At 69.7% G+C, this 12,540-nt stretch carries 14 protein-coding genes; 9 read left to right on the forward strand and 5 right to left on the reverse strand.

Annotated features, from left to right (window positions below):
* Positions 1-4: 4 nt before the first annotated feature.
* From ACRSCF_RS29645 to ACRSCF_RS29665, 5 genes are read left to right on the forward strand one after another with little or no spacing between them, the layout of a single operon-like run.
* Positions 5-1,504 (forward strand): sugar ABC transporter ATP-binding protein, encoded by a 1,500-nt coding sequence (locus ACRSCF_RS29645; RefSeq protein WP_034366414.1) that lies wholly within the window; start codon positions 5-7, stop codon positions 1,502-1,504.
* Positions 1,497-2,531: an ABC transporter permease gene (locus tag ACRSCF_RS29650; RefSeq protein ID WP_034366411.1), complete on the forward strand. Its 1,035-nt coding sequence runs from the start codon at positions 1,497-1,499 to the stop codon at positions 2,529-2,531. The genes ACRSCF_RS29645 and ACRSCF_RS29650 overlap by 8 nt, the downstream gene beginning before the upstream one ends.
* Positions 2,528-3,565: an ABC transporter permease gene (locus tag ACRSCF_RS29655; RefSeq protein WP_244387645.1), complete on the forward strand. Its 1,038-nt coding sequence runs from the start codon at positions 2,528-2,530 to the stop codon at positions 3,563-3,565. The genes ACRSCF_RS29650 and ACRSCF_RS29655 overlap by 4 nt, the downstream gene beginning before the upstream one ends.
* Complete coding sequence (locus tag ACRSCF_RS29660; protein WP_017405890.1) at positions 3,562-4,431, forward strand: sugar phosphate isomerase/epimerase family protein; 870 nt, start codon at positions 3,562-3,564, stop codon at positions 4,429-4,431. The genes ACRSCF_RS29655 and ACRSCF_RS29660 overlap by 4 nt, the downstream gene beginning before the upstream one ends.
* Positions 4,428-5,069: a nucleoside/nucleotide kinase family protein gene (locus tag ACRSCF_RS29665; RefSeq protein ID WP_432675177.1), complete on the forward strand. Its 642-nt coding sequence runs from the start codon at positions 4,428-4,430 to the stop codon at positions 5,067-5,069. The genes ACRSCF_RS29660 and ACRSCF_RS29665 overlap by 4 nt, the downstream gene beginning before the upstream one ends.
* A 36-nt stretch (positions 5,070-5,105) precedes the next feature.
* Here the strand turns inward: ACRSCF_RS29665 and ACRSCF_RS29670 are convergent, their stop codons facing one another.
* The 4 genes from ACRSCF_RS29670 to ACRSCF_RS29685 form a co-directional block, all read right to left on the reverse strand.
* Positions 5,106-5,687, reverse strand: coding sequence for a DUF6036 family nucleotidyltransferase (locus ACRSCF_RS29670; protein ID WP_233174748.1), 582 nt, complete (start codon positions 5,685-5,687; stop codon positions 5,106-5,108).
* 10 nt (positions 5,688-5,697) lie between these two features.
* The gene (locus ACRSCF_RS29675) at positions 5,698-5,988 is read right to left on the reverse strand and encodes a hypothetical protein (protein WP_034366457.1); all 291 of its coding nucleotides are present in this window, start codon (positions 5,986-5,988) and stop codon (positions 5,698-5,700) included.
* Between the two features lie 97 nt (positions 5,989-6,085).
* A complete protein-coding gene (locus ACRSCF_RS29680) occupies positions 6,086-7,687 on the reverse strand; it encodes a gamma-glutamyltransferase family protein (protein ID WP_244387646.1) in 1,602 nt (533 codons plus the stop codon).
* Positions 7,688-7,859: 172 nt separating this feature from the next.
* Positions 7,860-8,867: a Bug family tripartite tricarboxylate transporter substrate binding protein gene (locus ACRSCF_RS29685; RefSeq protein WP_244387647.1), complete on the reverse strand. Its 1,008-nt coding sequence runs from the start codon at positions 8,865-8,867 to the stop codon at positions 7,860-7,862.
* Between the two features lie 153 nt (positions 8,868-9,020).
* On the opposite strand from ACRSCF_RS29685, the gene ACRSCF_RS29690 reads away from it, so the two are divergent.
* The 4 genes from ACRSCF_RS29690 (at position 9,021) to ACRSCF_RS29705 (ending at position 11,740) form a co-directional block, all read left to right on the forward strand.
* Positions 9,021-9,941, forward strand: coding sequence for a LysR family transcriptional regulator (locus tag ACRSCF_RS29690; protein ID WP_034366405.1), 921 nt, complete (start codon positions 9,021-9,023; stop codon positions 9,939-9,941).
* Between the two features lie 477 nt (positions 9,942-10,418).
* Positions 10,419-11,078, forward strand: coding sequence for a hypothetical protein (locus tag ACRSCF_RS29695; protein ID WP_034366402.1), 660 nt, complete (start codon positions 10,419-10,421; stop codon positions 11,076-11,078).
* The gene (locus tag ACRSCF_RS29700) at positions 11,071-11,619 is read left to right on the forward strand and encodes a GTP-binding protein (RefSeq protein ID WP_244387648.1); all 549 of its coding nucleotides are present in this window, start codon (positions 11,071-11,073) and stop codon (positions 11,617-11,619) included. Before ACRSCF_RS29695 ends, ACRSCF_RS29700 begins: the two co-directional genes overlap by 8 nt.
* On the forward strand, positions 11,609-11,740 hold the full coding sequence (locus ACRSCF_RS29705) for a hypothetical protein (protein ID WP_279613712.1): 132 nt from the start codon (positions 11,609-11,611) through the stop codon (positions 11,738-11,740). Before ACRSCF_RS29700 ends, ACRSCF_RS29705 begins: the two co-directional genes overlap by 11 nt.
* Before the next feature lie 27 nt (positions 11,741-11,767).
* On the opposite strand, the gene ACRSCF_RS29710 is transcribed toward ACRSCF_RS29705, so the two are convergent.
* Positions 11,768-12,481, reverse strand: a complete 714-nt coding sequence (locus ACRSCF_RS29710) for a Crp/Fnr family transcriptional regulator (RefSeq protein ID WP_016453989.1) — start codon at positions 12,479-12,481, stop codon at positions 11,768-11,770.
* Positions 12,482-12,540: the final 59 nt, after the last annotated feature.

The raw sequence follows: 12,540 nt of genomic DNA on the forward strand, positions 1-12,540 counted from the left end.
TGCCATGGATGCCACCACAACGGCGCTGGTCCGCATGCAGGCGGTCACCGTGCGCTTTGGCGACGCCACCGCGCTGCATGCGCTGGACTGGGACGTGATGCCCGGCGAGGTGCACTGCCTGATGGGCAGCAACGGCAGCGGCAAGAGCACGGCGATCAAGGTGCTCAGCGGCGTGCACGCGCCGCAGCCGGGCGCGCGCATCGACATCGGCGGACAGCCCGTGCAGCGGCTGGACCCGGCGCTGGCCAAGTCCCTGGGCATTCAGGTGATCTACCAGGACCTGTCGCTGTTTCCCAACCTGAGCGTGGCCGAGAACATCGCCTTCGACCAGGCCATGGGCCGCTGGTGGGCGCCCGTGCGCCGCAGGCGCCAGCGCGAGGCGGCCCAGGCCGTGTTGCGGCGCCTGGGCATTGCGCTGCCGCTGGATGCGCGGGTGGGCGACCTGCCCATTGCGGGCCGCCAGCTTGTGGCCATCTGCCGGGGCATGGCGGCCCGGGCCAGGCTGCTGTTCATGGATGAGCCCACGGCCTCGCTCACGCGTGCCGAGGTCGATGCGCTGCTGGCCGTGGTGCGCCGGCTCCAGGCCGATGGCATGGCCATCGTCTTCGTGAGCCACAAGCTGGACGAGGTCATGGAGATCGCCGACCGCGTCACCGTGCTGCGCGACGGGCGCAAGCTCGGCACCTGGCCCGCCGAGCAGTTGTCGGGCCGGCAACTGGCCGCGCTGATGACCGGGCAGGAAGTGGATGAGCGCCTGCATGCGCGCGACATGTCCGCCGCGCCCGTGCTGCTGGAAGTGCGCGGCCTGGGCCGCGACGGCGACTACGAGGACGTAAGCTTCGATGTGCGCGAGGGCGAGATCCTGGGCCTGACCGGGCTGCTGGGCGCGGGCCGCACCGAGCTGGCCCTGGGCCTGTTCGGCATGCGCCGGCCCGATCGCGGCAGCATCCGCCTGGGCGGCCGCACGTTGGTGCTGCGCAGCAACCGCGACGCCATGGCGGCGGGCATTGCCTATGTGCCGGAGGACCGCCAGTCCATCGGCCTGAACCTGCGCCAGTCCGTGCAGGACAACCTGGTGCTGGCCATGCTGCCGCGCCTGTCCGGCCCGCTGGGCTGGCTGCCCGCCCGCCGCCGCGCCGCCACTGCGGCCCAGTGGCGCGACCGCCTGCACATGCGCCTGCCCGCGCTGGACGCACCCGTGCACCAGCTGTCGGGCGGCAATGCCCAGCGCGTGGTGCTGGCCCGCTGGCTGGCGACCGCGCCACGCCTGCTGATCCTCGACTCGCCCACCGTGGGCGTGGACATCGGCAACCGCCAGGGCATCTTCGAGATCGTGCACGGGCTCGCCGCACAGGGCATGGCGGTGATCGTCATCTCGGACGAGGTGGCCGAAGTCCATGCCCACTGCGACCGCGTGCTGCACATGCGCGGCGGGCGCATCGTCGGCGAGTTCCTGCCAGGGGCGCATTCCGAAAGCCAGATCGAGGAAGCCGTCCATGCCTGAACACGCACACGCGCTGCTGCACCACCCCGTGGCCCGGCTGGGCCTGGCCATTGCCGCCATGGCCCTGCTGTTCGGCGCCCTGGCGCCGGGCTTCTGGACGCTGGGCAACTGGATGGACGTGGCCGAGGGCGCATCGGTCACCGCCATCATGGCCGTGGGCCTGCTGGTGGTGCTGGTCGCGGGCGGCATCGACATCTCGTTTGCCGCCACGGCCACGGTGGCGCAGTACCTTGCGGCCCTCGCGGCCACACGCCTGGGCTGGGCACCGGCGGCCAGCATCGCGCTGGGCCTGGCCACGGGACTGGCGCTGGGCGCATTCAACGCCTTGCTCATCCACCGCCTGCGCGCCACCTCCATCATCATCACCATCTCCACGCTGAACCTGTACTTCGCGCTGCTGATGCATGGCACGGGCGGGCGGTCCATCTACGACCTGCCGTCGTGGTGGAGCGATTCCGTGGTGCTGGCCCGCTTCGCAAGCGCCGAAGGCGCAGACCCCGTGCGCCTGACCCTGCCCATCGCCGTGGCCGCTGCGGCCGCCCTGCTGACCGCACTGCTGCTGGGCCGCAGCGCGCTGGGGCGGCGCCTGTACGCCTTCGGCGGCAACCCCGAGGCCGCGCACCGCATGGGCATCGGGCTGGGCGCCATCCAGGGCGTGGCCTATGGCTGGCTCGGCATGATGGCGGCCATCGCAGGCCTGGTGCAGGCGCACCGCGTGGGCGAGTCGGTGCCCAACGCCCTGGTCGGCACGGAGCTGTTCGTGCTCGCGGCCGCCGTGCTGGGCGGCGCCAGCCTGTTCGGCGGCACGGGCAGCGTGGGCGGCGTGCTGATGGGCGTGCTGCTGCTGGCCGTGCTGCGCAACGGGCTGAACCTGCTGGGCGTGTCGCCGTATTTCTTCCAGGTGCTGCTGGGCGCCGTGGTACTGGCCTGCGCCGCGGCAACGGGACTGCGGCGCACGCAGCGACGCAACCAGCAGCGCAGCGCTGACGCCACCCCTGCAGCGCCTTTGGCGGGGGCCGCGCCATGAACCGCAGCACTGGCGCGCCGCTGGGCCTGATCGCGCTGCTGGCGCTGCTGTGCGCCGTGTTCACGCTGCTGCTGCCCGGCAGCTTCGCCACCCTGGGCACGCTGCAATCGGTGCTGCTGCAAATCCCCGAGCTGGGCCTGCTGGCACTGGCGCAGATGCTGCCGCTGGTCAGTGGCGGCATCAACCTGGCCGTGGTCGCCAGCGCCAACATGGCGGGCCTGGCCATGGCCTGGGTGCTGGTGGGAGGCCTGTCGGCGCTGGGCCTGGACCTGTCGGGCCATGAGGGCCTGCTCATCGCCGTGGCACTGACCGTGGGCGCCCTCGCCAGCCTGCTGGTGGGCCTGGCCAGCGGCTGGCTGGTGGCGCGCGTCAACGCCCATCCCATCCTCGTCACGCTGGGCACCATGTCGCTGATCAACGGCCTGTGCGTCTGGCTCACGCGCGGCAAGCCCATTGCAGGCTTTCCCGAGGCCTTCCAGGCCCTGGGCTCGGCCCAGTGGCTGGGCCTGCCGCTGCCGTTCTGGATCTTCGCGGCCGTGTGCCTGCTGGTGGGCCTGTACCTGGGCAGCACACGCCACGGGCTGGCCATCCGCATGGTCGGCTCCAATGCCGAGGCCACGCGCCATGCGGGCATCGACACGCGCCGCGTGCTGATCGGCGTCTACACCCTGTCCACGCTGCTGTGCTGGATCGCGGCCGTGCTGATGATGGCGCGCTTCAACTCGGCCAGTGCGGGCTACGCCCAGTCCTACCTGCTGGTCACGGTGCTTGCGGCCATCCTGGGCGGCACCGATCCCATGGGCGGCTTTGGCCGGGTGTCGGGGCTGTTCGTCGCCCTGCTCATCCTGCAGGTGCTGTCCAGCGGGGTGAACCTGCTGGGCGCCAATGCCCAGCTCACGCAGGCCCTGTGGGGCGCCACCATGATCGCCGCCGTGGCCGCGCGCCACCTGCTGGCGCGCTGGCGGGGCCCTGCCCGGGCACCCGCCGGACCCTCCCCTTCACGCTCTCGCAGCGTCCAACCGGAGCCCCTATGAACCCCCTCGGCATCCACGCCCTTGTCTGGGCCGGCGACCTGTCGCCGGCATCCACCCGCCATGTGATCGAGCAGACGCGCCAGGCCGGTTACGACCTGGTCGAGCTGTCCCTGCACGGCCCCCGGCTCATGGACCTGGCACTCACGCGAGATCTGCTGCAGGAGCATGGCCTGGGCGTGGGCTGCTCGCGGGGCCTGACCTTCGAGGCCGATGTCTCCAGCGAAGACCCCGCCGTAGTCGCGCGCGGCCTGGCGCTGCTGCAAGAGGGCGTGGACATCACGGCGCGCCTGGGCGGACGCTATTTCGGCGGCATCCTCTACGGCGCCATGGCGAAATACGGCCACCCCTGCACGCCACGGGGCCGGCGCAACGCGATCGAGGCCGTGCGGCGCATTGCCGACTTCGCGGGCGAGCGCGGCGTCACGCTGGGCCTGGAGGTGGTCAACCGCTACGAAAGCAATCTGCTGAACACGGCCGCGCAGGCGCTGGAGTTCATCGACGAAGTCGGCCAGCCCCATGTCTGCGTGCACCTGGACACCTACCACATGAACATCGAGGAAGCCGACCTCGCCGCGCCCGTGCTGGCCTGCGGACAGCGGCTGGGCTATGTGCACATCGGCGAGAACCACCGCGGCTACCTGGGCGCGGGCCACATCGACTTCGCGCAGTTCTTCGGTGCCCTCGCGCAGATCGGCTACCAGGGCACCGTCACCTTCGAGAGCTTCTCGTCGGCCATCGTCAACGAGCAGCTGTCGAACGCGCTGGCCATCTGGCGCCCGATGTGGGAAGACGGCATGGACCTGGCCCTGCACGCACGCGGCTTCATGGCAGACGGGCTGGCCAGCGCGCAGCAGGCACGCGCATGACGGCCATCCTGCCGCCCGAAGCCCTGGCGCGTGCATTTGCGCTGGCACGCTCCGGCCCCCGACGCCTGCTGGGCCTGGCGGGCCCGCCCGGCGCAGGCAAGAGCACGGTCTGCGCCGCCCTGCTGCAGGCGCTGGGCCCACTGGCGGCGGCCGTACCCATGGACGGCTTCCACCTGGCGCAGTCCGCGCTGCAGCGCCTGGGCCGCGCGCAGCGCAAGGGCGCGCCCGACACCTTCGACTCGGCCGGCTACGTGGCCCTGCTGCGCCGCCTGCGCGCGCCCGTGGCCGGTGAAACGGTCTACGCCCCCGAATTCCGGCGCGCCATCGAGGAGCCCATTGCAGGCGCCATCGCCATCGCGCCCGGCGTGCCCCTGGTCATCACCGAAGGCAACTACCTGCTGATGGAGGAACAGGATGCGCCAGGCACACACTGGCATGCCGTGCGCGCGCTGCTGGACGAGGTCTGGTACGTGGACATGGACGACCGCCTTCGCATCGACCGCCTGACCCGCCGCCACGAACTCCACGGCCGCAGCCCCCAGGCCGCACGCGACTGGGTGGCGCAGGTGGACGAGCCCAATGCGCGCCGCATTGCGGCAACGCGGGGGCGGGCGGATTGGGTGTTGCGCTGGGGGTGAGCAGGGGAGCGAACACGGTTGCGGCAGCCAGGCCTTTCAGGGGGTGCCGGAGCGACCGCCCTCCTCCCGACGCGCCAATGCCACAGCGTCCCGCAAATTCAGCTTCAGCATGGCTTGTCCGCCGATGTAGCCGGCCAGGGCGCTTGTTGCGCGCTGCTCTATGGCATCGGCACTGGTCAGCCCGAGCCGAACCAGGGCCGCGATGTCCTCTTTGTCGTTGTCGGCGAACCGGGCAATCTTGCTTACGGCAAGATCCACGGGAGAGAGGACATGCACGCGAATCTGGTCCACACCGAGGTCGATAGGGATGGCGTCATCCAGATAGTCCTCATGCATCAGCGCAAAGCTGGAGTTGTAGTTGGTGTCGAGGTAGACCACCTGCGGGGTGCCGTCTTCCAGCATCACCTCGACCATCAGGTCGTTCGGCAGATGGACGCGCCCGCCGAATTCCGCATCCACATCGGTAGTGACGCGGTCTGCTGTGTAGAGGTGAACGGCCATGCCGCCAGCCAGATAGACATTCAAGGGGCGGCCCAGCGCAAGCCGCTGCTCCAACTGCTTGAACAGCTCCCGCAGGCCTTCTGCCAGCGCCGTATGGGTATGAAAAATCGGGAGCATGGACATGGCCTCAGTGCCCACGCAGCCGAAGGCTGAGCATGTCGCGCAGACGGGGCAGGCTCAGAACCCAACCCCGCCTGACCACATCTTCCGATGGCAGTCTTTCTTCTGGATGCAAGGCGAAATATCGCTCGCTGGCCTGCATCAGGCTCGCAGATTCCTGGGGGAATCGTGAACGGACGATCATGGCGGCCAGGCGAAACACGTTGGCTTCGCGCTGGTCCTGGGCGGGCTGCGCACGCTCCCGGGCGACGAAGGAGCAGCGCGATAGCAGCGCCGATTCATCATCTCTGGCCGTCATTGCATCCACCTCCGTTCGCACCATGGCATCAAGATTTCGATGCCATGACTCTAAAGCGAACTCGATCTGCGCGGCAGTCCTTGGGGCTTTCGCGCCCTCAGAACGCCACCACGCCCCCGTCCTTGCGCGGGTCCGATCCGCCGATGTAGTGGTCGCCGTCGCGCAGCACCAGCTGCGCGCCGCCGAAGGCGAAGACGCCATGGCCTTCCTCGATCGTGACTTCGTGGCCGCGTGCGCGCAGGGCGGCGACAACCTCGGCGTCGAAGGCGGGCTCCACAGCCACGCCCTTGCCGCCCGTCACGCGCCAGCGCGGTGCGTCGGCGGCGGCCTGGGGGTTCTGGCCGTAGCGCAGCACGCGCAGGGCCATCTGCAGGTGGCCCTGGCTCTGCATGGGGCCGCCCATGACGCCGAAGGCCATCTGGGGCGTGCCGTCGGCGTTCATCGCAAAGGCCGGGATGATGGTGTGCGAGGGGCGCTTGCGTGGCGCGACCTCGTTGGCATGGCCGGCTTGCGTGGTGAAGCCGTGGCCGCGGTTTTGCAGGCTGATGCCGGTGCCCGGCACGACCACGCCCGAGCCGAAGCCCATGTAGTTGGACTGGATGAACGAGACCATCATGCCGCTGGCATCGGCCGCCGCCAGGTAGACCGTGCCGCCCGGGCGCGGTGCGCCGTAGGTGGGTGCGCTGGCGCGCTCGCGGTCAATGAGCGCCGCGCGTTCGCACAGGTAGCCGGCGTCCAGCAGATGGGCGGATTCGACGCGCATGTGGTCGCCGTCGGCGTTGTATTCGTGCAGGTCGGCCAGGGCCAGCTTCATGGCCTCGACCTGCAGGTGCACGGACTCCACGCCGTCCAGCGGCTCGGCGCCCACGCCCAGTGCGTCCAGCATGCCCAGCGCCATCAGCGCGGCGATGCCCTGGCCGTTGGGCGGGATCTCGTGGATCACCGAATCGCCAAAGGTCTGCGACACCGTGCCGACCCAGTCGGCCTGGTGGGCGGCCAGGTCGGCCTCGGTCATGGCGCCGCCGCAGGCCTTGGCGTGCTCGGCCATCGAGCGCGCCAGTGCGCCACGGTAGAAGGACTCGCCCTTGGTGGCGGCGATCTCCTCCAGCGTGCGCGCATGGGCTTCGCTGCGGAACACCTCGCCCGCCTTGGGGGCCTTGCCATCGGGCAGGAAGCATTCGGCAAAACCGGGCTGGTCGCCGAGCTTGGCGCCGCCCAGCGCCCACAGCGTGGCGATGGTGGGCGAGACCGCAAAGCCGTCGCGCGCATAGCGGATGGCGGGCTGGGCCAGTTGCTCGAACGGCAGCTTGCCGAAGCGGCGCGACAGCTCCACCCAGGCCGAGACGGCGCCGGGCACGGTGACGGCGTTCCAGCCCTTCTCGGGTATGCCGCCCAGCGCGGCGAAGTACTCGGGCGTCCAGGCTTCGGGCGAGCGGCCCGAGGCATTGAGGCCGTGCAGTTCCTTGCCATCCCACAGGATGCAGAAGGCATCGCTGCCCAGGCCACAGCCCGTGGGCTCGACCACGGTCAGCGCCATGGCCGTGGCAATGGCCGCATCCACCGCATTGCCGCCGGCCAGCAGCATGGACAGGCCGGCCTGCGCGGCCAGCGGCTGCGAGGTGGAGACCATGTTGCGGCCCAGCACCGAAGAGCGGTGCGAGGCGTAGGGAAGTGTCCAGTCCGTAACAGTGCTTGTCATATCAATTTCCATAGCGCCAACGCGCCACCGATAGCTTGAGGAACCGCAGGCACGGCCCAGCTCAGGGACGCCAAGCAAGGGCCTACGCCGGCCGCGCCACCCCGCAGCAAGGGCGTCGTCCCCCTCCCGCAGGAGAGGGGGAAGCGGCAAAGCCGCTCAGGGGGTGCTTCACTCAATCCAATGTGATTTTGTTGTCTTTGATGACCTGCGCCCAGCGCGCGCTGTCGGCCTGCACCATGGCGGCGAACTGCTCGGGCGTGCGCGGCGATGCGGCTTCCACGCCCTGCCTGGCCAGGCTGGCCACCACCTCGGGATTCTGGATGGCCTTGTTGAAGGCCTGATTGATCCGCGCGACAAGTTCGGGCTTCATGCCGGCCGGGCCATAGACGCCGAACCAGGTGACCGAAGAATAGCCAGGCAGGCCGGACTCGGCCACCGTGGGCAGGTCGGGCGCCAGCGCGCTGCGCTTGTCGCCGGTCACGGCCAGGGCGCGCAGGCGGCCGCTGGCCACATGGGGCATGCCGGTGGGAATGGAGTCGAACAGCAGGTGCACCTGGCCTGCGGACAGGTCGGTGATGGACTGCGCCGTGCCCTTGTAGGGCACATGGGTCAGCTGCAGGCCTGCGCGCGCCGCGAAGGCCGCCGCGTTCAGGTGGACGATGGTCCCGTTGCCGCTGCTGGCGTAGTTGAGGGCGCCCGGATGGGCCTTGGCATAGGCGATCAGCTCCTGCACGTTGCGCACGGGCAGCGAGGGCGTGACCAGCAGGATGCTGGCCGCCCCGCCGATCTCGGCAATCGGCGTGAAATCCTTGTCGGCCTTGTAGGCCAGCCTGGTCATCAGGTGCGGCGAGATGGCATGCGTGCTGCTGGTGGTGAACAGCAGCGTGTAGCCGTCCGGCGAGGCCTTGGCGGCCTCGCCCGTGCCGATGGTGCCGCCCGCGCCGGGGCGGTTGTCGATGACCAGCTGCTGGCCCAGGTCCTGCGACATGCGCTGCGCCACCACGCGCGCCACGAGGTCGGTGGCGCCGCTGGCCGGAAAGGGCACGACCAGGCGCACCGGGTGCGAGGGCCAGGACGCCTGGCCCTGGGCCACGGCGGGCAGGGCCATGGCGCCAGCCAGGGCACAGGCCGCAGCCACGAGGGTGCGGCGTGGAAGTAAAACGCTGGGCAATGCCTTCATGGGCACACTCCTGGACAGGGGTTGGACGGCTGCAGCCGCTGCTCCCCAGCAACGCCGCAACAGGCCATCGTAGAACCCTCTCCCCTTTGCCGCCATCAGCAAATTTGCAAACCTGCGTTGCCTCTGCGGCAAATTGATGACAATCGGGGCGACATGCCCGACGCCCGCCACCTTCTTTTGCAGGACACCGCGCTGCGCTACTTCCACGAAGTGGCGCAATGTGGATCGCTGACCGAGGCCTCGGCGCGGCTGCATGTGGCGGCCTCGGCCATCAGCCGCCAGATCGCGGCGCTGGAGGGGCTGCTGGGCACGCCGCTGTTCGAACGCCACCCGCGCGGCATGGTGCTCAATGCGGCCGGGGAGATCCTGGCCGACCATGTGCGCCGCGCCGGCCTGGACGCCGAGCGCGCGCTGGGCGAGATCGAGGCCCTGCAGGGGCTGCGCAGCGGCCGCGTGCGCATCGCAAGCTCCGACGCCTTTGCCAACGAGTTCCTGCCGCGCCTGTGCGCAGCGTTCCAGCGCGCGCATGCCGGCATCGTCTTCGAGGTGATGGTGCTGCCCACGCCTGCCGTGCCAGAGGCCGTGCGCAGCGGCACGGCCGACATCGGCCTGTGCTTCAGCCGCGCGCCTGAAAAAGGCATTGCCGTGGCCTGCCGCGTGGCGGCGCCCCTGGTCGCCCTGGTCGCACCCGGCCATGCCTTGGCCCAGGCCCGCCGCCTGTCGCTGGCCCAATTGGTACGCCACCCCCTGGCACTCACACCGGCCGATACTGCCGTGCGCCAGTTGCTGGACGCGGCCTGCAGCCGCCAGGGCCTGATGCTGATGCCCGTGATGGAGAGCAACCACGGCAAGACCCTGCTGAACTTTGCAGCCCAGGGCGCCGCCGTGGCCGTGGCCAGCGAGATCGCCGCGCGCCACATGGTGGCCACGGGCGCACTGGTGGCCGTGGCGCTCAGCGACCGGGGCATGGACCTGCGCGACATCGAGGTGCAGACCCTGGCCGGCCGCACGCTGCCGCATGCGGCGCAGTCTTTCCTGGAAATGCTGCAGCTCAGGCTGCCCACCTCCTGGTAATCCACCTGGCGCCCTGGCATGGAACGCCCAGACACAAAACACGGCAAGCCTGCTGAATTGGCAATGCATTCCAAGGTCTTGGTTACAACAACCAGATAACTCCTGTTTTTCAGCGCCGCCATGCCTCCGAAAATCCGGAAGCGACAAAAAAACCGCTCAAAGCGTCTGAAGTCTCGCTGCAGGAAAGCAATGCGATAGGACTGATCCGGATACATATCGGACGATTCCGAATCACGCTGGCGAACTGCCCGCTCCCGCTCCAAGCGCTTCCTATGATGCGCCCGCATCTCCTTTGAAATCATTGGCATGCGCGGCTTGCTTTGCCGTGCGGCGCATTCAGGACAGGAAACGGCGACGTGATGGGCACAAGGAAACAGGCAGGCCGGAGCCTGCAGGCACGGCAACTACGGTTGCGGTTGCGGTTGCGGTTGCGGTTGCGGTTGCGGCCGCGGTTGCAATTGCTGAAGGCAATGCGGCATGGATGAGCGTCCCACTCTCACCTTCACGCTGCGCGGCCTCGATGACCGCGACGCCAGGCTGTTCCGCTCCTTCGTGCGGCTGGTGGACCACCGCACGCAGCACCGCTGGGAATGGACGGAATCCTCGGCCGACCTGGTGGTACTGCATGAAGGCGTGCACGAGCCGCCGTCCAGCCGGGTGACGCTGCGCGTGGGCCGCCAGCCCCAGAGCACCCGCCCCACGGGGGACTACCTGGGCCTGCCCCTGCGCGCCGACGCGGTGGAGGACTGCCTCAATGCCATGGGCCTGCGCGCCCTGGTCGTGCGCCAGACGGCGTCCGGGCAACGCATGGTGGCGGCACCCCACCCGGCAGCGGCGACCGACATGCTGGTGCAGCTGCTGCGCCGGCCCCCCCAGCGGCTGCTGACAAGCGCGCACCACATGCGCCTGGCCACGTTGATGACGGGCCGGCCGACCACCTTGCAGGCGCTGTGCCGGCGCTCGGGCCTTGCGCCAGAGATCTGCGCGGCCTTCCTGAACCGCCTCGATGCCATCGGCCTGCTGCGCTGGACCGCCACGGCACCCCGCAGCAGCGCTGCCCCGGGTCCTGCCCAGGGCATTCTCGGCCGCATCCGCCAGCGGCTTGCCCAATTGACGAGAGCCTCCGTGCATGAGTGAGCTGAAGATCCTGATTTGCGGAACCGCGGGCGCGGGCAAGACCACCGCCATACGCGCCGTCAGCGAGATCGCGCCGGTAAGCACCGACGTGCGCAACACCGATGCGGCAGTGGACAAGGCCCTGACCACCGCCGGCATGGACTACGGAGAACTCACCCTGGACAACGGCGAAAAGCTGTACCTGTACGGCACGCCGGGCCAGGAGCGCTTCGACTTCATGTGGAACATCCTCTCGCACGGCGCGCTGGGGGTGATCCTGCTGATCGACAACAGCCGGCCCGACCCGCTGGGCGACCTGGATACCTACATCAATGCCCTGTCCGCCACGCTGCGCACCACGGCCTGCGTGGTGGCCGTGTGCCGCATGGACCGGCATGGCCGGCCCGACCTCGAAGGATTTGCCCTGCACCTGCAGTCGCGTGGCCTGCTGTGCCCGGTGGTGCCGGCCGATGTGCGCGAGCCCGCGCAGGTGGTGGCACTGATCGAGTTGCTGCTGCTGAAGATCGAAGCCCTGTCGCAGGACAGCCCCCATGCAGAATGACCCCGCCCTGAAGGCGCGCGCCCACCGCGAGGGACTGTTTCTCTACCTGGTGCTCGACAAGGCCAATCTCGCGCTGGCGCGCCGCAAGGTGCAGGACGTGGAGAATGCGCTGGTGGTCTGAACAACAGCCCTTGACTGGCTGCGCCGCTCAGAACCGCTCGGCGCACAGCGCCTGCCACTGCAGGATCTCGATCTCGCCGCGCTGCACCCGGATGAGGCCGCGCGCCTGCAGGCCCTGCAGCAGCACGTTGGTGGTCTGGCGCGAGATCGACAGCATGCGCGCCAGCTGCTCCTGCGTGATATCCAGGCGCGGCCGGGCCGGCACGTCGTCCAGCCGCTCGCCGTAGCCACGCGCCATGGCCACCAGGCGGCGCGCCAGCCGCTGGGGTGCGGGCATCAGGGCCAGGTCCTCCAGCGCCGCGAAGGCCGCGCGCATGCGCCCCGACATCAGCACGCCCAGGTCATGCCAGTGCGCGGGATGCTGCTGCAGCCAGTCCAGCAGCGGCTGGCGCGGCACCTGCAGCACCTCGCTGGGCTCCATGGCGTGGGCATCATGGGTGCGCGGCGAGCCGTCGAACAGCGCGATCTCGCCAAACCAGGTGGCCGGGCCCATGCGCGTGAGCAGAGCCTCGCGCGCCTGCTCGCTCTGGCCGCCCACACCGGAGAAACCGATGCTGCCGCGGACCACGGCGAACAAACCGCCCTCCAGCGCATCGCCGCGCAGGAACAGGGCTTCGCCCGCCTCCAGGCGGCGCGGCTGTGCCAGCGCCAGCAGCAAATCGGCAAACTGCGGCGCCAATGCGCTGAACCAGCGGCCGGCGCGCAGCGTGGGCAGGTAGGAAGAGGCGAGGGAAGCTTGCATGGAAAGGGATGTCGGGTGGCTGACAGACACAGCCGGCGGGCCTGCGTATTTTCGCCGCT

It is taken from the genome of Delftia sp. 11MD (assembly GCF_050907895.1).
GTDB lineage: Bacteria > Pseudomonadota > Gammaproteobacteria > Burkholderiales > Burkholderiaceae_C > Comamonas > Comamonas tsuruhatensis.